Raw genomic sequence first — 19,770 nt, forward strand, 5'->3', positions numbered from 1 at the left:
AAATTTAAATGGAACACAACTCAGTCATTGAGCAAATGCGTCAGTTGATTCAACTGATTGCAAAACACAATCATGCTTACTATGTGATGGATCAACCCTCCATTTCTGATAGTGAATATGACCATTTATTTCATCAACTGAAAGCCTTAGAACAACAACATCCAGAATGCATTCAGGCGGATACCCCGACCAATAAAGTCGGTGGTCAAGCGCTGTCAAAATTTGAAAGTGTGACTCATGCAGTGCCGATGCTGTCATTGGGTAATGTCTTTAATCAAGAAGACTTGTTCGCTTTCGCCCGTCGTATTGATGAACGTTTACCGAATCAAGAAGTTCAGTATGACGTTGAACTGAAACTCGATGGTTTAGCGATTTCACTGTGGTATGAAAATGGTGTCTTGGTTCGTGGCGTGACACGAGGTGATGGTGAGACAGGCGAGGATATTACCCAGAATGTTAAAACCATTCGGAATCTGCCGAAAGTCTTATCGAGTCAGCATCAAGCAATTCCAGAATTTCTGGAAGTTCGTGGTGAAGTATTGATGCCAAAGCAAGGCTTTGAAAAGCTCAATGCCGATCAAGAAGCCAAAGGGGATAAGACCTTTGCCAATCCGCGTAATGCCGCAGCAGGAAGCCTGCGTCAGCTCGATCCAAATATTGCAGCTTCACGTCCATTGGCGTTCTATGCCTATGGGATTGCACAGTGTGTACCGAATCATGGCCTTGAAACCATGCATGACAGCTTGCACTGGTTAACCCGATTTGGTTTTGAAATTGCAGAACGTCAATTCCTGTGTGCTTCGATTGAAGAAGTGCAACAACGCTATGAGCAGATTCAACAAGAACGTCCAGATCTTAAAGTTGAAATTGATGGCATGGTGATTAAGGTGGATAGCCTTAAACAGCAACAACAATTGGGTTTCTTGAGTCGTGAACCTCGTTGGGCAACGGCTTATAAATTCCCAGCACAGGCGGCACTGACCAAAGTCGAAAATATTGACTGGCAAGTGGGGCGTACAGGAACATTGACACCTGTCGCGCGTTTGGCCCCCGTCTTTGTTGGTGGGGTAACCGTATCAAATGTGACCTTGCATAACATTGGTGAAATCCATCGTTTAGATGTGCGTGTTGGCGATACCGTCAGTGTCTATCGTACTGGTGATGTGATTCCAAAAGTTGAGAAAGTTTGGACTGAGTTTCGACCTGCTGATGCGGAGATGGTGCATCTCCCGACCAATTGTCCAGTCTGTGATTCACCTGTGGTGATGCCAGAAGGTGAGGCCTTGGCACGTTGTTCAGGTGGTCTGTATTGTGCGGCACAACGGATTGAAGCCATTCGTCACTTTGTTTCACGTAAAGCACTGGATATTGAGGGCTTGGGCGATCGTTGGGTCGAGTCACTGTTACACCTCGATCTACTCAAAGATGTGGCTGATATTTATCATTTGCATGAACATCGTGACACCTTATTGACCATCGAGAAAATGGGTGAGAAATCCGTTCAAAACTTGATTGATGCGATTGAAGCAAGCAAGAAAACCACTTTGGCACGTTTTATCTATGCCTTGGGGATTCGCGGTGTCGGTGAAACCACAGCACGTATGCTCGCCAATACCTTCCAGACGCTTGAAGCATTGAAAGCTGCGGATATTGAAGCACTCAAGAAAACCCCTGATGTCGGTGATATTACTGCAGAATGGATTGCTGACTTTTTCCAAGCACCGCATAACGTCGAAGTGCTGGATCGTTTAATGGCAGCAGGCATTCATTGGGATGCACCGACTGCACCGACACGCCAACCCTTAAATGGCGAAAGTTGGGTGGTCACAGGTACATTGGAAACCATGGGCCGTGATGAAGCAACACAAAAGCTTCAAGCCTTGGGTGCACGTGTCAGTGGTAGTGTGTCCAGTAAAACCAAATGTGTGGTTGCTGGCGAGAAAGCAGGTAGTAAGTTGGATAAAGCGCAGAAGTTAGACATTCGAGTATTGAATGAGCAAGAATTCTTAGAATTTTTGAAGCAGTATGAAGTGTAGATTCTAAAATAATAGATGATGAAAATAGCGGTGTCTTGCTGAGTTCTCATCATATTTTATGAGTAAACCTTCGGTTCGACCTACTTTTGTTTTGGCAAAAGTAGGCAAAACCTGAGTTGCGGTTATAGCAACGTAAGATCCACAAAACCTGAGGTGCGAATAGCAAAGATTTATTATCTTTGCCGCACTGCAAGGCGAAAGCTATGCTTGAGTATAGACTACGTAGATTGTTGCCTTGCGCTTCGCCAAAGCTTTAGTCGCTTTGGCTTGCTCAGGTTGTGGATGACGTTTCCGAGTATCCAATTTTATAACTTGAGTCGAATGACTATATAATGTTGTATTAAATATATTTTTTCACAATGCCATCATCAAGCAATTGCTGAAAATGCTCACAGACACTCTCGCGCACATCGCGATATTCAATGCCGAGTTCTTGGACGCTGCGTTGTGCATTAAAATAGATTGGATAACCCATATTTAATTTTACAAATTCACGTGAATGTCCGAGAACAGGCGCCACAAAAGCAAAGGCGGTCTTTGGCACAGTAAAATGCGGGAACGGGAATTTATAACCAAACTTTTGTGTGAGTGCTTTACCCATATCTAATAAGCTGAGTGTGCCACCACAAATAATATAACGGCCTTGTGCTTTTGGATTCAGTGCTGCCGCCACATGTGCATCGGCAACATCACGCACATCCACAATACCATTCCACATTGGAGGGACACCAAACAAGGTAGTACCATTACCAAACTGTTGTAATACTTCAATACTGCCTGATTGACTGGCATCGGTTAGTGATGGTCCCATCACTAAGGCAGGGTTAATACAGACTAAATCCCAACGCTTTTGTTGTTCAGCCATTTCCCATGCTTTACGTTCTGCTGCAACTTTTGAATAGGGGTAGGGCTGATGGGTTTCACTACTGGTATTGTTCCAATGGCTCTCATCAAACTCATTGTTGGCGGTATTTTGAATCTCAACTGCATCGCCATAGGTTGAAGCAATGCTTGACGTCAGCACCACACGTTTGACCGATTCAGTACGATTAACACTATCTAATACGTTTTCTGTGCCTTTCACTGCAGGCTCAATAATATCTTTGACCGCATCTTTATAATTGGTCACCACAAAAGGGGATGCGGTATGAATCACGATTTCACAATCTTGCATTGCATCATCAAATGAACGCGGTTCAAGCAAATCTGCTTTAAAAAACTCAATCTTGCCAGAAGATTGATCTGCAAGATCATATAAATGCTGAATCTTATTTTTCTTTGATGGGTCACGCACTGTGGCATGAACCGTATAGCCTTGATTCAACAGACGTTCAATAATCCAGCCTGCAATATAACCCGTCGCGCCAGTGACCAAAATTGGTTTGCTTTTATCCATTGTGGTTTCCACATTATGTTTTTGTGATTGCTGTTATTTACCGAATTTTGCTTAAACAAACAACAGCTGAGCAGTCATTTTTTATGCTTTTTTGATCAAAACATCGGCGAAATAAGAAGCATTGCTAATCGTTACAAAAAATCAAACAAATGATTTTCAATGGAATTATCTCTTTTTAAAACTATAAATGATATGCAAAGGCTTATTTTATTTAGATAAATTGGGCTAATTAGAACTGTAAATGCGTATGTTTCTCATTTTAATTTTATAAAAATCATAAACTTACACACTTTTGTTTTTGCAATTCTATTGTAACTTGGCCATAATATTGTCATTCGATAGGAGTAAGTATTATGCGTGGCAATCCAGAAGTCATCGACTATTTAAATATGCTCATTGGCGGTGAATTGGCTGCTCGTGATCAATATTTAATTCATTCAAGAATGTACGAAGATTGGGGCTTGAGCAAAATCTACGAACGTATTGACCATGAAATGCAAGAAGAAGCATCTCATGCGGATTCAATCATTCGTCGTGTGTTGTTCTTAGGTGCTCAACCGAATATGAATCGTGAAGACATCAATGTCGGTAACGATGTTGTCAGCTGCTTAAAAGCGGATTTAGCACTTGAATATCATGTGCGTGAAAAATTGGCAGTGGGTATCAAACTGTGTGAAGAAAAAGGCGATTTTATTAGCCGTGATATGTTGCGTCAGCAGCTTTCTGATACAGAAGAAGATCATACCTATTGGTTAGAAAAGCAATTACGTTTAATTGAATTGATTGGTTTACAGAATTATATTCAATCACAAATTTAATCGATCAGATTTAAGCTTGTGAGGCATAAAAAGAGAACTTCAAATGAAGTTCTCTTTTTATTTTTAGGGGATAAATCGTTTATTCAGCTATTAGACTAAGACTTAGAATTTTTTACTATAATTCACGAATAAACGATCTTCGCCAAAGTCATTGCCATGCTTCACATCATAGTCAATGCGGATGTACTGTAGTGCAAAACCTTTGAGATAAGGCTGCTGAAAAGCATAGTTCAAAATAATATTGGACTCAGTTTCATGGTTCTTGTCACCATTGGCTGCCTTAAAATCATGACCATAGACATATTTCACCATCGCATTAAGCCCAGGGATATAGTCCTTGAAATCATAGCCATACATCAGGTGATAAGATTTTTCATTCTTTTTGAAGAAGCCAGTGGCATTCCAGTTGATAAAATAGGTTTCAGGCAGGAAACCATCTGGTAACGGGTAGGCAGACTCCCCGATAATCTGTTGATAGCCCAAACCAAAAGACTGATTATTCACTTTTAACATTTCCAGAATTCCAATATTTTGGGCATCAATATTAAAGTTGCTCCCATCATTTTTGGCATTGAAATATTTAAATTTGGAATTCAGAGAGAAGTTGGGTTGTTTCCATGTATGGTCTAACCCAAGGTAATGTTTATTGTAGAGGTCTTCTAAATTGCCAAAGTAGTATTCTGCCTTTAACGAGGGTGTCAGTTGATAACGTAGATCTAGATAATTCAAACCATCAGAATATTCAGTTTTGCCATTGGCAGTAAAAGAAAATTTCTTAAAGTCTTCTTCATTACGCGGTGACACTTTGGTGACTCGTCCTATTTCGGCATAGAGCTGATCAGAAAGTTGTGACTTTAAATTGGTCCCCCAATACGATGCCAACAACTGGCGACTGGCATCTACTGCTGTCACAGGCAGGTCTAGCCATAGTTCACCGACACTGAGCAGTGTTTTGTAATAGCCCAGTTTGAGGGTCGCGCCATATTTTAAATAGTCAGATGCTTGTGATTGCGTTTGGGTGTCAAAGGGCAATACCGTATCTGCGACATGTTTGTCTTTGCTTAAACGTACCGCATATTGCACCGAAGCATCTGCCCCAATGGTGATCGGTTTTTCCGCGATTTGCAGTGGCGTATCCCGCATATTTGACTTGTAAAATAACGAAGCCGCTTGTGACCAACTGCCAGTATCTTTAAGGCTTGGGTTGTCATAGTCACGATTGATATAGGCATTTTTAAGTGTGAATTTCCATTGATCTTGAGTTGGCTTAGCTGTCTCCGCAGCAAAAACAACCGAGCTAGACCAACTGCCAATTGCCAATAGGGTTGCAACCGTTAAATGCGTAGGTGAAAAGCGCTGTAATAATTTCATAATCCATATCCGAAGTCAGTGCGCCAGTCCTCGGCGCACATGGTTTTATTGCTGAGTCAGTGAAGATTGTGAGTTAAAGCTCGTTGCTGGTTGAGCCGCAACCGAGACTTTTAAATTCACCAAGAAGATGGCGAGTGCCGCGATAATGCCGGGAATCGCGATGGCGAGAAAATTCATTTGATGAGGCAATTCAAAGGTCAGCAGAGCACCAGTGAGGACAGGGCCGATGATGGCACCGATTCGGCCAATACCCGAAGCCCATCCCATCCCCGTTGAACGTACTGCAGTTGGGTAGAATTGCGCCACAAAGGTATAGAGCAGAATCTGTGAACCAATTGTGGCTGCACCTGCAATCGCAATCAGGCTGTACAAAATAAATTGTGGGCTATTAAAACCCAGTAAGATTAGGGCAGCAGCACCGATCACAAACATGCTGGTAATGACAGGCTTTAAGTGGAATTTATCCGCCAATGCACCACCGCCAATCGCGCCAACCATACCTCCAATATTCAGTGCAAACAGAAATAGCATACTGGCACCTAAAGAATAGCCCGCCTGTAGCATCAGTTTTGGTAACCAGCTACCCAACGCATAAACCATCAACAGGCACATAAAGAAGGCCACCCAAAACATAAAGGTGCTGAAACTACGACCTTGTTGGAATAGGGCGCGAACGGGCGCATCAGTCGTAGTACTTTCATTTAGAATCAGTTGGGTGTTGCTGGTTAATTGAGTTTCAGGTGCAATTTTACTGACAATCATTTTGGCTTGATCGTGATGATTCGATTTCACTAAGAAAGCCAATGATTCAGGCAGAAACTTCCAGATCACAGGCAACAGTAACAGCGGAATGCCCGCAATTAAAAACATGATCTGCCACCCCATATCTTTGACTAACCATGCGCCCAGTAAGGCAGAACTCATCCCACCTATGGCATAGCCACTAAACATCAGTGCGACTAAGGTACTGCGGATTTTTTTCGGTGCATATTCGGTCATCAGAGCCACGACATTTGGCATCACACCACCAATGCCAAGCCCTGCGATAAATCGTAAAATTGCAAATTCAGTGGGGCTTTTTGCAAAAGCACCTAAGAAGGTAAAGCCACTAAATAAAGTGACACAGATCAGAATGGTTTTTTTACGGCCCAGTCTGTCTGAAAGCGTGCCAAAAATCATGGCACCAAACATCATTCCGAACAAAGCTGCACTGGCAAGCAATCCCGCTTGCACAGCAGTCAGTGACCATTGCTGCATCAGTAAGGGTAAGGCGACCCCATAGATAACCAGATCGTAACCGTCAAAAATAATAATGATGAGACACCAGATTAATACTTTCCAGTGAAATGCCGTAAAACGGGCTTTATCAATAATGTCATTAATATTGACCTTATGTGTATCCATTGCTTCACCTCCAATTTGTGAAGTACCGAGTTATTTTTTATTAAGCTATTTTGTTATTGGGTGAGAGTCAAAAACCTAATTGATATATCTTTATGTCTTTAAGGTATTGTGTTTTTATTTGGTTAAAGTGTTGAAATTTATATTTTTATTATTTTGGTTTGATTCTTTTTTAAAATGTAGGTGAAATATTAAATCGTGAGAATTTTAACTTTTTTATGATGCTTAAATCTTATTTTTATAATTGAAAAATCATTAAATAAACTTATAGAGTGATTGAAAATAAGTCAGGATATTTTATTTTACCTAATGGTTAAAATAATGATGAACCTACAATTAAGTTGAATGAGTTGAGATTTTAAAGTGAGGTTTTAAAAATTGCCTTACTGAATTTTGATCGCTCAGCTTTAGGTGCAAAGCAGTCTGTTATTCGACAGCAAGGCGGAGAGCCGGGAGAGTTGTTCGCTTTTTCTTAAGCGGATTGTGTTGCAGCGCGTTGAGTGAGGATGAGGTGTGCAATCACACCAATACAAATACCCCAAAACACAGAGCTTAATCCTAAAAAATGCATGCCTGAAGCTGTCGCTAGAAAGGTAATCAATGCGGCATCGCGCTGTTGGTCATTTTTCATAGCAACGGCAATATTGGTGGAAATTGCACCCAGTAAGGCCAAACCCGCTAATGCGGCAACCAATTCTTTCGGTAGTAAACTAAATAGCATTACAATACTGCCCGCAAACAGTCCGCCCAAAATATAAAACATCCCATTGGCAATCCCTGCGATATAACGTTTTTCTTTCAGTTCATGTGCATCTTTACCCATACATAGGGCTGCTGTAATGGACGCGAGCACAATTGTAATACCGCCAACACAGGCAACCGCTAAGGAGGCAATACTGGTTGCACTAATAATCGGTTTGGCAGGCGTGTCATAGCCACTCAGTTTCATAATTGCCATACCCGGTAAAAATTGACCTGTTAGACTCACGAGGATTAAGGGCAGCGCCAGATTCAAGGTCGAGTTCCATGTCCATTCAGGGCTGATCCATTGCGGAATGGCGAGATTAAAACTGATCTCAACAGGATTCATTTTACCCAAAACCAAGCTCAGTAAAATTCCAGCAGCCAATACCCAAATCATGGTATAGCGCGGCATCAGCCGTTTCGCGATCAGAAACATAATCAACATGCTAAACACAATCAGCGGCATGCGATCTGTGGCTGTAAACAGATTAATGCCAAATTGAAACAAGATGCCTGCCATCATACCTGCGGCAACATCTTGAGGAATCCATTTCAGTAGTTTGTCAAAACAGCCTGTAATCCCGATCAGAAAAATCACAATCGCAGAAGTGATATAGGCGGCAACCGCTTCATTCAGGGAAATGTGTGGAAACAGGGTGACCAATAAGGCCGTTCCAGGGGCAGACCACGCGGTAATGACAGGTGTTTTATATTTAATGGAGAGATAAATCCCAGCAACTGCCGCACCGATGGAAATGCCCCAAATCCATGACACCATCATCTCTGTTGAGACATGGGCACGTTGCGCTGCCTGAAAAAAGATAATTAAGGGTCCTGAATAAGAAATCAGAACCGCAAGAAAACCTGCAACCGTGGCTGAAATAGACCAATCTTGTTTTAATGTTTTGAATAGTGTTGTCATTCTCTGATGGCCTCCATGCACATCCTGTACTTGATCTGAAATGCAAAATCAGGGCTAACCCTGATCCCCACCTCCCACAGGGATGACGCTACCCGTGATATAGGAGGCATCATCGGACGCAACAAAGACAATCGCTTTGACCTGTTCCTCAATGCTGCCATAACGGCCCATAAAAGTACGATCTATGGTTTGATCCACCACTTGTTGCATCCAGTCTTTTTCTTTTTGACTGAGTGGGTTGTTATTGCGTGGTACTTTGCGAGGTGGGGCTTCGGTTCCACCAGTGGCGATGGCATTGACGCGAATTCCATCTTTGGCATGTTCAAAGGCCAACGATGCTGTCAGTGCATTGACACCACCTTTGGCAGCTGAGTAGGGAATACGGTTAATCCCACGAGTCGCAATCGATGAAACATTGACGATAACACCAGCCTGTTGCTGAATCATTGCAGGCAAGACCGCTCGGCAGCACCATAAAGTTGGAAACAACGAACGATTCACTTCCTTGATAATTTCCTGTTCAGAAAATTCCTGAAAAGGTTTCATCCAGATTGCACCACCGACATTGTTGATCAGCACATCAACTCGACCAAACTGTTCAATGGCTTTGGCAACCACGCTTTGTGCACCTGCAAAGCTTTCCAGATCGGCTTGAATGGTAATGGCATCAGCACCCAAGGTTTTGACTTCGGTTAGTACCTCCTGCACATAATCAGAACGATCTGCCAGAACCAGCTGGGCACCTTCTTTAGCCAGTTGTAGTGCAACCCCACGGCCAATGCCCTGAGCACTGCCTGTGACAATTACCACTTTATGCTTAAATCTTTGAGTTTGAGACATGGCTTGGTTTTCCTGTAGCTATTAATTCGCAGAGAACTTTTCGAACAGGAAATTAGCTGGTTTGATCTGTTCAGCATCTAACCAGCCACGGACCGCTTCGACCATCGGCACGGGACCGCACAGATATACATCAACATCGCCACTGTTTAGCCATTCAGATTCGATATGGCCTGTGACATAGCCTTTACGCGCATGCAGGCTGTCAGGATGGGCAACCACAGTCCGATATTCAAACCAAGGGAATTGCGCCTGTAATTCTGCTAATTTCTCCAAAGCCACCAGATCAAAATCGTTAGTCACGCCAAAGACTAAGCGTACAGGTTGGGTTGAACCTTTTTCTTCAAGCACCTGCAACATGGACATAAAAGGAGCAATGCCTGTACCACCTGCGAGCATAAGAATAGGACGAGTAACATTACGCAGATAAAAGCTGCCAAAGGGACCAGTAAAAGTCATTTTGTTGCCTGCTTGCGCAGTTTTACTCAAGAAATCACTCATCTTGCCGTTTGGAACATTTCGCACCACAAAACCAGTTAAACGATTGCCTGGTTTTGAGCTAAATGAATATGAACGGGTTTCACCTGTTTCAGGAATAGCGACATTGACATACTGTCCTGCAAGGAAATGAATATCGGGTTGACCTTCATCCAGTTGAATATCGAAGGTAATGGTCGAGTCAGAAAGATTTTCTACCCGAGCCAATGTGCCTTGGAAAGAATGAATTTCGGTTTTACATACATCAGATGATGCCTGAATTTGGAATACAGCATCTGAGCTTGGACGGCATTGGCACGCCAGAATATAGCCTTGTTCCGCTTCTTCTGGGGTTAGAGCATCTTCGATATAGGTTTCTTCTGGCATGTCATAACTACCAGATTCACAGAAGGCACGGCAAGTACCACAGGCGCCATCACGGCAGTCCAACGGAATATTAATTTTTTGACGATAAGCTGCATCGGAAAGGGTTTCACCTTGAGCGACACTGATAAAACGTGTCACACCATCTTCAAATTGAAGTGCTACATTGTGGTTTGACATGAGACGTATCCTACAAAATAATTTAAATTTGGGACCCCAACCAACAGTCCATTTGGCTGAGGAGGCCTATTTTTACAGGTGGTAGATATCAATCACTTGATTGATATAGTCATTTTTGAGTACGACATACTTGCTTAGAATTTTTGCTTCAGCACCAGAACAATCAATCACATAACGTGACATGCCAAAGTAGCTATAGGTGGTTTTATAGCGGAAGCTCAAGGTATTCCAATTGAAGCGAACCGTGAGTTTATCTCCGTCGCGCGCTACGATTTCAACGTTGGCAATATTGTGGCAAGTACGGGTATCAGGCATGGTGGCAGAGGAGCGTTCCGTTTTGATTCGGAACACACGGTCTTCTAAACCTTGGCGATCTGGATAATAAATCAGGGAGATTTCCGCTTGCGGATCTTCGGTGAGTTGATCATTGTCATCCCATGCTGGCATCCAGAAACTGGCTTCAGGCGCATAGCAGTTCAGCCAGTCATCCCATTGTTCATCATCTAAAAAGCGTGCTTCACGGTAGAGAAACTGGGCAATATTTTCCAAGCTGGTTTTATCTTGAATACTCATGCATTTTCTCCTTGAGCCGCGATTTGCTTCTCAGCGACAATGGCGTGTTTCATGGTATGCAGCCAGTATTGATGTTGCGCCAGATAGAGGCCTTCATCTTCGGTTTTAATTCCGCTGAGCATCGGTTTGAGACCAATTTCATTGGCTGCATCATCGGGGCCATAAATCCAGTGTTTTGAACCACGGCACATGTCGTTCCATTCCAGCGCGATGCCTGCATAACCAGCCTGACAGGCACGGAATTCTTCTAGATCATCGGGTGTGGCCATGCCTGAGGCATTAAAGAAATCTTCGTATTGACGAATACGACGCGCACGCGCCTCTGGCGCTTCACCTTTTGGTGCAATACAGTAGATTGTCACTTCAGTGCGATCGACCGAAATAGGGCGCAATACACGAATTTGCGAACCGAACTGATCCATCAAATACACGTTTGGATAGAGGCACAGATTACGCGAGCGTTCGATCATCCATTTCGACATCGCGGCACCGTATTTCTCGGTATATTCATCTGCTTTAGGGAAGTTTGGGCGATCTTCTGGATTGGCCCATTGCGTCCATAGCAACATATGACCATTTTCAAAGCCATAAGAACCACCGCCTTGCTTGCCCCAAGAACCTGCGCTCATGGCACGAATATTATCGGCTGCCTGTGTTTCTTTGCGGTGTTGTGTGGTTGCGGCATAGTTCCAGTGCACTGCTGAAACGTGATAACCATCGGCACCATTTTCAGCGGTGAGTTTCCAATTCCCTTCATAAGTATAGGATGATGTACCGCGTAGAACTTCTAAACCATGCTCGGATTGATCGACAATCATGTCGATAATTTTGCTGGTTTCACCCAAGAATTCTTCAAGTGATGGCACATCAGGATTGAGGCTGCCGAACAAGAAACCTTTGTAGTTTTCAAAACGTGCGACTTTTTTCAGATCATGTGAACCGTCTTGGTTAAAGCAATCGGAATAACCTGCTTCACTTGGGTCTTTAACTTTGAGGAGTTTACCTGAGTTGTTAAAGGTCCAACCGTGGAAAGGGCAAGTGTAAGTGGCTTTGTTCCCGCGTTTATGACGGCAAAGTTGGGCACCACGATGCGAACAAGCATTGATCATGGCGTTCAGTTCGCCGTTACGATTACGGGCGATGATGACAGGTTGACGACCAATATGAGTGGTGTAGAAATCGTTGTTATTGGGGATTTGACTTTCATGTGCAAGATAAACCCAATTGCCTTCAAAAATGTATTTCATTTCAAGGTCAAATAGGGCTTGATCGGTAAATACTGATCGATGTAGTTTAAATTCACCGGTGTCGATATTATCGACCAGTAATTCATCAATGCGGTCTAGATGGCTGGTATTGATTACAGGAATACGTGGCATGTCCGTTCTCCGACTTTCCAAAACTGTGGAAGTCATCGAGTTGCGCTTAAAGCGTCTCGATATCCTAATATGTTGTGTTGTGGCTTGAACCGATAAGGATGAATGTGGGCAGCTGGAATCTAGCGGAAGCGATTCATAACTTCATCGGTTTATCTCTTGTCTATACCTTAAAAGAATGAGTAAACTCTGTCTAAGACCGAATTTATATTTTTATATATCTTAAAGGTATGGAAGCCTCATGGAATTACGTCATTTACGGTATTTTGTTGCGGTTGTTGAAGAACAAAGCTTCACCAAGGCTGCAGAAAAACTATTTATTGCTCAACCACCTTTGAGTCGGCAGATTCAAAATTTGGAAAGTGAGTTGGGTATTCAACTGTTTGAGCGGGGCAGCCGACCTCTACAAACCACACCTGCGGGACATTTCTTTTATCAGCATGCGATTAAACTTTTGTCTAATGCTGAAGAAATTAAAAGTATGGCGAAACGGATTGGACTGATTGAACGCAGTGTCACGATTGGTTTTGTCGGATCGTTACTGTATGGATTGTTACCTCGGATCATTTATTTATTTAGACAACAGCAGCCACATCTCAATATTCAATTGGTAGAAATGAGTACTACAGAACAACTGCAAGCCTTAAAAGAAGGACGCATTGATGTGGGGTTTGGACGCTTGCGGATTAGTGATCCTGCGGTAAGACGGATTTTATTGCGGAAGGAGCGTTTGGTTGTAGCAGCGCATACCAGCCATCCGATTGCACAGCGGACGGAAGGGGTATATCTCGCAGATCTGATTGATGAGAAGATGTTTATGTATCCCACATCTCCAAAGCCTAATTTTTCGACCCAGCTTTTAAATATTTTTGCTGAACATAGTTTAGTGCCAAAAAATATGCATGAGGTACGAGAAATTCAACTGGCCCTAGGACTGGTGGCAGCAGGTGAAGGCTTGTGTGTGATTCCTGCCAGTGCTGATACCATTCGTTTTCCGCATCTCAATTATATTCCAATTCTGGATAATGGAGCCGTCAGCCCAATCTTTCTGACCGCACGGGCAATGGATCGTAGCGAAGACTTACAACTGTTATTTGATTGTGTTTATCAGGTGTATGATCTGGAAGGTATTCCATATCAGCGGACTGTGTTTACATTGGATCAGAATCCGATTGATGATTCTAATGGAATTGATTTTTAAACGGATATAAAATAAAAATGCCTAGTGTCAAAAATAAGAACTAGGCATTTGTTTACTAGAAAATTGATATTCAAAGCGATTATTTGCTTTGTAAAGTTTTTAAATCCTTTAACACTTGATCGGCATGAGTTTGAGTATTCACACTGGTGTAGTGATACATCACCGCACCTTGAGGATTAATCAAAAAACTCTCGCGTTTGGCAATTTTAGTAATACCCAAGTTTCGAACAATACCAAATTTAGTTGCCAGTTCACCTTTGTCATCTGCAAGAATTGGGAACGGTAGACCGAGTTTTTCGGAGAATTTCTGATGTGATGCAACATCATCTAGACTGACACCCAGAACCACAGCATTTGATTTGGTAAATTGAGGGTAGAGTGATTTAAATTGATTGGCTTCTTGGGTACAACCAGCAGTGTTGTCTTTAGGGTAGAAATATAGCACCACCCATTTGCCTTTATATTGATTTAAGGTGTGCCATTTGCCAGTTTGATCTTGCAGTTTAAAGTCTGGTGCAGACTGTCCAACCCATTCTTTTTGTGCAGTATCTTGCTTAGAAAATAAGGTACTTTGTGCGCTACTGAGTGTTGGTGCGCCGAGTAAAAAAAGTGAACTACATAAAACGAGAACTTTGGACTTTATCGTATTCATCATGTTGATCTCAAAGTGTAATAGCAGCTACTTTAGCAAATTTAGAAATTGAATGTGTTAGAAAATTCTTTACAGGATTTTGATCTGCTTTATATATTTAAATTGAATAGTGATTTAAAAAAAGAAAAGGTAAAAGCATGAATGTTGGTGCAGTTCTGATTAAATTAAAAACAAATAGGCAGGCTGAGGTCGAGGCTTGGCAGCAAGAAATTCAACGACGTAAAGAAGAAGCCATTCAAACACTTCAAGCCGAGGGGGTAACTGTTGAATCTTGGTTTCAACTTGAATTGAATGGCGATCATTATTTGCTCGCCTATATGCGTGCTAAAGATATTGCTCATGCACAGCAGGTGGCGAGAAATAGTTGCTTTGATATTGATCAAGTTCATCGACAGTTCAAGCAACATTGGGAGCAAGTGATTCCAGCGCAGCTTTTGGTAGATTTGGAAAATAATAACGAATGTTAATCAGCGTATACTGTGTTGAAGTTTTTGGAATTGAGCAAACGCGTGATCTATAAGATTCTACTCATCACAGGATGGGGTGGTGGTTCTGAATTATTAAAACCTTTACATGAGGCTTTAGAACAAAAGGGACATAGTGTTGAGCGGATAAATATCTTTAATGCGCTGGATAATGACATTTTGCAACAGCATGTCGAACTTGCAGTGAAGTTTGATGTGATTGTCGGATGGTCGCTTGGCGGACAACTGGCAACTTTATTGGTCGATCAAATTCAACAACAATATGCTGAGCAGAAAGTTTTAATCACTTTAGCGTCGAATCCATGTTTTGTGGCACAAGCAGATTGGATGACTGCCATGCCTGTTGAAACCTTTATCCAATTCAAACAGTCATTTGAACAGGATGCTATTACTACGCTAAAACGGTTTGGCTTATTGGTGTGTCAAGGTGCCAGTTCAGCAAAAAAAGACTTTTTGGCTATGCAGAAATTGATTCGTCCACAGCCGATAGCATTGCTTAGGGTCGGATTGCAGTTGCTGGAGCAATTAAAACTGGTTGAGTTGTATGAAAATTATCAGGGTAGACAGTTGCATGTCTTTGCCGAGCATGATGCTTTAGTTCCTTACCAAGTTATGCGAAAAACTAAAGATTTGGCTACAAAGAATCTATCTGTTGTTTCGATCGATGGCGCTTCACATGGTTTCCCATGTTTTATGGTTGAGCAGACTGTGCAAATAATTGAAGATTTTATTCAATAGACGGTTTAATCTTGCTTGAATTGAAAGTTCTCGCAATATATTTTAGATTTTGACAAGTTTAAGATTATGCTTACAGATTTTAAATCTGTTTAAGGCGGAGTCGTACTGAGTTTTAATTTAATTTCAGGATAAGCTTTCAGCTAGACTTACTTTGGTTTTGCCCAAAGTAAGCAAAGGCATTTGTTAAGCTGATGGTACATCCTTGATACTACAGCTTAACAGGCGGCATCCATGCCGCCTCCATGATGGTAGAAACTGCCATGAATTTAATTGGCTTAGGATGAGGAGTAAATAAAGGATGACAGACCCATTTGATTTAGAACATATATGGCATCCCTATACTTCGATGTTAAATCCACTGCCAACTTTTAAAGTGAAACGTGCCTATGGTGCGACGATTGAATTAGAAGATGGTCGAACTTTAGTTGATGGCATGTCGTCATGGTGGTGTGCAATTCATGGCTATAACCATCCTGAACTAAACCAAGCAATTTCAGATCAATTACAAAACATGGCGCATATCATGTTCGGTGGTTTGACCCACGAACCTGCAATTGAATTAGGTAAATTATTATTAAAAATTACGCCGCCGAACTTAGATAAGATTTTCTACGCAGACTCAGGTTCGGTTGCCGTAGAAGTAGCGTTAAAAATGGCAGTTCAATATTGGGCTGCATTAAACAAACCAGAGAAAACCAATTTTATTACTACCCGTTCTGGTTATCATGGTGACACCTGGAATGCGATGTCTGTGTGTGATCCAGTCACGGGGATGCATCAAATTTTTGGTACAAGTTTACCAAATCGAATTTTTGTACCCGCGCCACAAAGCCGCTTCGATGGTGAATGGGATCCACAAGATATTCAGCAGCTCAAACAGCAGATTGAACAGCATCATCAGAGTATTGCTGCACTGATTATCGAACCGATTGTACAAGGTGCGGGAGGGATGCGTTTTTATCATCCTGAATATTTACGTCAAGCCAAGGCCTTATGTGAGCAATATAACTTGTTATTGATCTTTGATGAGATTGCGACAGGTTTTGGGCGCACAGGTAAAATGTTTGCTTGGGAACATGCCCAAGTTGAACCCGATATTATGTGTATTGGCAAAGGTTTAACGGGCGGTTATATGACGCTGTCTGCAACCTTGACCACTAAGCAAGTGGCTGAAACCATTAGTCGTGGTGAAGCAGGTGTGTTTATGCATGGCCCAACCTTTATGGCGAATCCGCTGGCCTGTGCAGTAGCATTAAGAAGTACGCAATTATTGGTTGAGCAAGATTGGCAAGCCAATATTCAACGGATTGAAAAGATTCTGGCTGAACAATTAACAGATTTAGCTCAGCTCGATCACGTTGCTAATGTACGTGTTTTAGGTGCGATTGGTGTGGTTGAATTGACATCTAATGTCGACATGAAAACCTTACAGCAGCAGTTTGTTGAACGTGGTATTTGGGTACGCCCATTTGGGAAATTGGTCTATGTAATGCCACCGTATGTGATTAGTGATGACGAGCTACATTATCTATTAACACAGATGAGTGAAGTGGTGAAAAATATGCAAGGAGTAAATGTGAATGTCCTTGCTTGATCATTATGCCGAGCAGCTTGAGCAACTTAAACAACAGGGCAATTTCCGCCAATTCACTTCAAATCAGCAATCTGGACGATGGATTACCATTCAAGATCGAACCATGTTGAATCTGGCATCCAATGATTATTTAGGTTTGGCAGCTGATTTGCATTTAAGAGAAGAATTTCTTGATACACTGAAAATCGAACGAGCGCTCTTTAGTTCATCTTCTTCACGCTTACTGACGGGGAATTTTGCAGAATATGAACAATTTGAAAATAGCCTAAGCAAAGCCTTTGGTCGTGCTGCCTTACTCTTTAATAGTGGCTACCACATGAATATCGGTATTTTGCCTGCTTTGTGTGATAGTAAAACCGTGGTTTTGGCCGATAAGCTGGTGCATGCCAGTATGATTGATGGGATTCGTCTGTCGACTGCTCAATATGTTCGTTATCGTCATAATGATTTGCAGCATCTGGAACAGTTATTGCAAAAGTATCATCAAGATGAGCAAGTTGAACGCATTATCGTAGTGACTGAAAGTATTTTTAGTATGGATGGTGACGAGACTGATTTAGCTGCATTGGCTCAGTTAAAGCAACGTTTTGCCAAAACCATGTTGTATGTTGATGAAGCACATGCGATTGGCGTCAGGGGTGAGCAAGGTCTGGGTTGTGCTGAACAATATGACGTATTGGATCAGATTGATTTCTTGGTTGGAACCTTTGGTAAAGCAATTGCATCAGTGGGCGGTTATATCATTTGTGATTCGATTATCCGTGACTATCTGATTAATAAAATGCGCCCGTTGATTTTTAGTACCGCTTTGCCTCCAATCTCGATGGCATGGTCAGATTTTATTTTTCATAAAGTGTTGAGCATGCGGCAACAGCGTCAGCACTTAGCTGAGATCAGCCAATATTTACAGCAAGCAGTGATTATGAAAGGTTTTTCAAGCCCATCGAGCAGTCATATCATTCCGATTATTTTGGGTGAAAGCCAAGCTGCGATTGAAAAAGCACGCTATGTACAACAACAAGGTTTTTATGCCATGCCGGTACGCCCACCAACAGTACCGCAAAATAGTTCACGCCTGCGTATTTCATTAACCTCTTTGGTGCAAAAAAATGAATTGGAACAATTGGTGGAGTATTTGTGAGCATCAATAAAGCACTGGTTGCCCAACGTTTTGCAAAAGCAGGGCAAAGCTATGTCGAGCATGCTGTGGTACAAAAACAGATTAGTGCGCAGTTATTTGAATACCTTAAAGTGTATTGTCCGCAAAGTTTGGGTTCAGTCTTTGAGATTGGCTGCGGTTCTGGCAATTTAACCTATTTATTTCAATCTCATTTTCAGGTTGAACAGCTGTTCTTAAATGACTTGTATGAAGATGTTGAGCAGCATTTTATACATTTTAAAGCTGTGAATTGGCTGATCGGAGATGTTGAACAGCTGACTTTACCACAGTCCTTGGATGCAGTGATTTCCAGTTCAGCATTACAGTGGATGATTGATCTGCCTAGATTATTGCAGCGAATTCATGCTGTGTTAAAACCCAATGCATATTTTGGTTTTTCTACTTTTGGGCCAGACAATTTAACTGAAATTAAGCAGCTAACAGGGCAAGGCTTAAATTATATTAGCTTAGAATCTTTAAAGCGACAGCTTGAACAGCAAGGTTTTGAAATCCTATTGATACAGCAAGATCATAAGCAGGTTTATTTTGATCATCCCAAATCGGTATTGCAGCATTTAAAGGCAACAGGTGTAACGGCAACGGCTCAATCGCATCGCTGGACCAAGCAATCCTTGCAGCAATTTTATTCAGATTATCAACAGTTTTATGATGAGCAGGGTTTCAGCCTGACTTATCATCCGATTTATGTGATTGCGCGGAGAATAGCATGAGTGCAGCAATTTATTTTGTCAGCGGTATTGATACTGAAATTGGTAAAACTTATGCCACAGGTTATCTTGCCAAACTTTGGACAGAACAGGGACAGCGTGTCATTACTCAGAAGTTGGTACAAACTGGGAATGTAGATATTTCAGAAGATATTGAAAAACACCGTGAAATTATGGGCAGTGGCTGGTTTCAAGAAGATCATGAAAAGCTGACCATGCCTGAGATTTTTAGTTATCCAGCGTCACCGCATTTGGCGACACGTTTAGATGGACGAGATTTAGATTTCGCCAAGATCGAAGCAGCGACCAATGAACTTGCTCAGCGTTTTGATGTGGTGTTGTTAGAAGGTGCTGGTGGTTTAATGGTGCCTTTAACCACCGAGTTGTTGACGATTGATTATATCGTTCAGCATCAATTTCCTGTGATTTTAGTGACTTCTGGGCGTTTGGGCAGTATTAATCATACTTTATTGAGTTTAGAGGCTTTAAAGCAGCGTGGTTTGAGTTTGCATGCTTTAGTGTATAACTTAAAGGATGAGTCGAAAGATCCACTTATTTCGAAAGATACCGCAGATTATTTAAAAGATTATTTGGCAAAGCATTTTCCAGAAGCAGAATGGATTGAGTTGGAAAAGTTTAAATAACTTTAGGTATTTATTGTCTAGTAAATGTCTGTGATCGTGGAGGGCGGCATGGAT

The 19,770-nt window shown here is 42.0% G+C and carries 18 protein-coding genes; 9 read left to right on the plus strand and 9 right to left on the minus strand.

Features of this window, described 5'->3' with window-relative positions; translation table 11 throughout:
• Nucleotides 1-8: 8 nt before the first annotated feature.
• Nucleotides 9-2,036, plus strand: a complete 2,028-nt coding sequence (gene ligA, locus NDN11_RS04030) for an NAD-dependent DNA ligase LigA (RefSeq protein ID WP_251110842.1) — start codon at nucleotides 9-11, stop codon at nucleotides 2,034-2,036.
• A gap of 340 nt (nucleotides 2,037-2,376) precedes the next feature.
• Here ligA and NDN11_RS04035 read toward each other — a convergent pair whose 3' ends face one another.
• Entirely contained in the window at nucleotides 2,377-3,432 is a 1,056-nt protein-coding gene (locus NDN11_RS04035; RefSeq protein ID WP_251110843.1) for an SDR family oxidoreductase, read from the minus strand.
• A 353-nt stretch (nucleotides 3,433-3,785) separates the two neighbouring features.
• On the opposite strand from NDN11_RS04035, the gene ftn reads away from it, so the two are divergent.
• Nucleotides 3,786-4,250, plus strand: a complete 465-nt coding sequence (gene ftn / locus NDN11_RS04040) for a heteropolymeric bacterioferritin subunit Ftn (protein WP_005191131.1) — start codon at nucleotides 3,786-3,788, stop codon at nucleotides 4,248-4,250.
• Between the two features lie 102 nt (nucleotides 4,251-4,352).
• Here the strand turns inward: ftn and NDN11_RS04045 are convergent, their stop codons facing one another.
• From NDN11_RS04045 to benA, 7 genes are all read right to left on the minus strand, one after another.
• Complete coding sequence (locus NDN11_RS04045; protein WP_251110844.1) at nucleotides 4,353-5,621, minus strand: OprD family outer membrane porin; 1,269 nt, start codon at nucleotides 5,619-5,621, stop codon at nucleotides 4,353-4,355.
• A gap of 45 nt (nucleotides 5,622-5,666) precedes the next feature.
• Nucleotides 5,667-7,025 carry an aromatic acid/H+ symport family MFS transporter gene (locus NDN11_RS04050; protein WP_251110845.1) on the minus strand — a complete coding sequence of 453 codons (1,359 nt, stop codon included), beginning with the start codon at nucleotides 7,023-7,025 and terminating at the stop codon, nucleotides 5,667-5,669.
• A gap of 469 nt (nucleotides 7,026-7,494) precedes the next feature.
• Nucleotides 7,495-8,688, minus strand: a complete 1,194-nt coding sequence (gene benE, locus NDN11_RS04055; protein WP_251110846.1) for a benzoate/H(+) symporter BenE — start codon at nucleotides 8,686-8,688, stop codon at nucleotides 7,495-7,497.
• A 54-nt stretch (nucleotides 8,689-8,742) separates the two neighbouring features.
• A complete protein-coding gene (gene benD / locus NDN11_RS04060) occupies nucleotides 8,743-9,528 on the minus strand; it encodes a benzoate diol dehydrogenase BenD (protein WP_251110847.1) in 786 nt (261 codons plus the stop codon).
• A gap of 21 nt (nucleotides 9,529-9,549) precedes the next feature.
• On the minus strand, nucleotides 9,550-10,566 hold the full coding sequence (gene benC / locus NDN11_RS04065) for a benzoate 1,2-dioxygenase electron transfer component BenC (protein ID WP_251110848.1): 1,017 nt from the start codon (nucleotides 10,564-10,566) through the stop codon (nucleotides 9,550-9,552).
• Nucleotides 10,567-10,638: 72 nt separating this feature from the next.
• A complete protein-coding gene (benB, locus tag NDN11_RS04070) occupies nucleotides 10,639-11,139 on the minus strand; it encodes a benzoate 1,2-dioxygenase small subunit (protein ID WP_251110849.1) in 501 nt (166 codons plus the stop codon).
• On the minus strand, nucleotides 11,136-12,518 hold the full coding sequence (gene benA, locus NDN11_RS04075; RefSeq protein ID WP_005191113.1) for a benzoate 1,2-dioxygenase large subunit: 1,383 nt from the start codon (nucleotides 12,516-12,518) through the stop codon (nucleotides 11,136-11,138). The genes benB and benA overlap by 4 nt, the downstream gene beginning before the upstream one ends.
• A 238-nt stretch (nucleotides 12,519-12,756) precedes the next feature.
• On the opposite strand from benA, the gene NDN11_RS04080 reads away from it, so the two are divergent.
• Nucleotides 12,757-13,716 carry a LysR family transcriptional regulator gene (locus NDN11_RS04080; RefSeq protein WP_004655319.1) on the plus strand — a complete coding sequence of 320 codons (960 nt, stop codon included), beginning with the start codon at nucleotides 12,757-12,759 and terminating at the stop codon, nucleotides 13,714-13,716.
• A gap of 79 nt (nucleotides 13,717-13,795) precedes the next feature.
• On the opposite strand, the gene NDN11_RS04085 is transcribed toward NDN11_RS04080, so the two are convergent.
• On the minus strand, nucleotides 13,796-14,371 hold the full coding sequence (locus NDN11_RS04085; protein WP_251110850.1) for a peroxiredoxin: 576 nt from the start codon (nucleotides 14,369-14,371) through the stop codon (nucleotides 13,796-13,798).
• Nucleotides 14,372-14,505: 134 nt separating this feature from the next.
• Here NDN11_RS04085 and NDN11_RS04090 point away from each other — a divergent pair, with 134 nt between their 5' ends.
• From NDN11_RS04090 to bioD, 6 genes are all read left to right on the plus strand, one after another.
• Nucleotides 14,506-14,835, plus strand: coding sequence for a DUF6176 family protein (locus NDN11_RS04090; RefSeq protein ID WP_251110851.1), 330 nt, complete (start codon nucleotides 14,506-14,508; stop codon nucleotides 14,833-14,835).
• A 42-nt stretch (nucleotides 14,836-14,877) separates the two neighbouring features.
• Entirely contained in the window at nucleotides 14,878-15,591 is a 714-nt protein-coding gene (locus NDN11_RS04095) for an alpha/beta hydrolase family protein (protein WP_251110852.1), read from the plus strand.
• Nucleotides 15,592-15,889: 298 nt separating this feature from the next.
• Nucleotides 15,890-17,185 (plus strand): adenosylmethionine--8-amino-7-oxononanoate transaminase, encoded by a 1,296-nt coding sequence (bioA, locus tag NDN11_RS04100; RefSeq protein ID WP_251110853.1) that lies wholly within the window; start codon nucleotides 15,890-15,892, stop codon nucleotides 17,183-17,185.
• Nucleotides 17,172-18,326: an 8-amino-7-oxononanoate synthase gene (locus tag NDN11_RS04105; RefSeq protein WP_251110854.1), complete on the plus strand. Its 1,155-nt coding sequence runs from the start codon at nucleotides 17,172-17,174 to the stop codon at nucleotides 18,324-18,326. The genes bioA and NDN11_RS04105 overlap by 14 nt, the downstream gene beginning before the upstream one ends.
• Complete coding sequence (gene bioC / locus NDN11_RS04110; RefSeq protein WP_251110855.1) at nucleotides 18,323-19,075, plus strand: malonyl-ACP O-methyltransferase BioC; 753 nt, start codon at nucleotides 18,323-18,325, stop codon at nucleotides 19,073-19,075. The genes NDN11_RS04105 and bioC overlap by 4 nt, the downstream gene beginning before the upstream one ends.
• The gene (bioD, locus tag NDN11_RS04115) at nucleotides 19,072-19,716 is read left to right on the plus strand and encodes a dethiobiotin synthase (RefSeq protein ID WP_251110856.1); all 645 of its coding nucleotides are present in this window, start codon (nucleotides 19,072-19,074) and stop codon (nucleotides 19,714-19,716) included. The genes bioC and bioD overlap by 4 nt, the downstream gene beginning before the upstream one ends.
• Nucleotides 19,717-19,770 lie beyond the last annotated feature (54 nt).

The sequence above is a fragment of the Acinetobacter sp. C26M genome (assembly GCF_023702675.1).
Classification (GTDB): Bacteria; Pseudomonadota; Gammaproteobacteria; order Pseudomonadales; family Moraxellaceae; genus Acinetobacter.

Coding starts and splice junctions, on each gene's coding strand:
- ligA (WP_251110842.1), top strand. CDS start 9: ATGGAACACAACTCAGTCATTGAGCAAATGCGTCAGTTGATTCAACTG.
- NDN11_RS04035 (WP_251110843.1), bottom strand. CDS start 3,432: ATGGATAAAAGCAAACCAATTTTGGTCACTGGCGCGACGGGTTATATT.
- ftn (WP_005191131.1), top strand. CDS start 3,786: ATGCGTGGCAATCCAGAAGTCATCGACTATTTAAATATGCTCATTGGC.
- NDN11_RS04045 (WP_251110844.1), bottom strand. CDS start 5,621: ATGAAATTATTACAGCGCTTTTCACCTACGCATTTAACGGTTGCAACC.
- NDN11_RS04050 (WP_251110845.1), bottom strand. CDS start 7,025: ATGGATACACATAAGGTCAATATTAATGACATTATTGATAAAGCCCGT.
- benE (WP_251110846.1), bottom strand. CDS start 8,688: ATGACAACACTATTCAAAACATTAAAACAAGATTGGTCTATTTCAGCC.
- benD (WP_251110847.1), bottom strand. CDS start 9,528: ATGTCTCAAACTCAAAGATTTAAGCATAAAGTGGTAATTGTCACAGGC.
- benC (WP_251110848.1), bottom strand. CDS start 10,566: ATGTCAAACCACAATGTAGCACTTCAATTTGAAGATGGTGTGACACGT.
- benB (WP_251110849.1), bottom strand. CDS start 11,139: ATGAGTATTCAAGATAAAACCAGCTTGGAAAATATTGCCCAGTTTCTC.
- benA (WP_005191113.1), bottom strand. CDS start 12,518: ATGCCACGTATTCCTGTAATCAATACCAGCCATCTAGACCGCATTGAT.
- NDN11_RS04080 (WP_004655319.1), top strand. CDS start 12,757: ATGGAATTACGTCATTTACGGTATTTTGTTGCGGTTGTTGAAGAACAA.
- NDN11_RS04085 (WP_251110850.1), bottom strand. CDS start 14,371: ATGATGAATACGATAAAGTCCAAAGTTCTCGTTTTATGTAGTTCACTT.
- NDN11_RS04090 (WP_251110851.1), top strand. CDS start 14,506: ATGAATGTTGGTGCAGTTCTGATTAAATTAAAAACAAATAGGCAGGCT.
- bioA (WP_251110853.1), top strand. CDS start 15,890: ATGACAGACCCATTTGATTTAGAACATATATGGCATCCCTATACTTCG.
- NDN11_RS04105 (WP_251110854.1), top strand. CDS start 17,172: ATGTCCTTGCTTGATCATTATGCCGAGCAGCTTGAGCAACTTAAACAA.
- bioD (WP_251110856.1), top strand. CDS start 19,072: ATGAGTGCAGCAATTTATTTTGTCAGCGGTATTGATACTGAAATTGGT.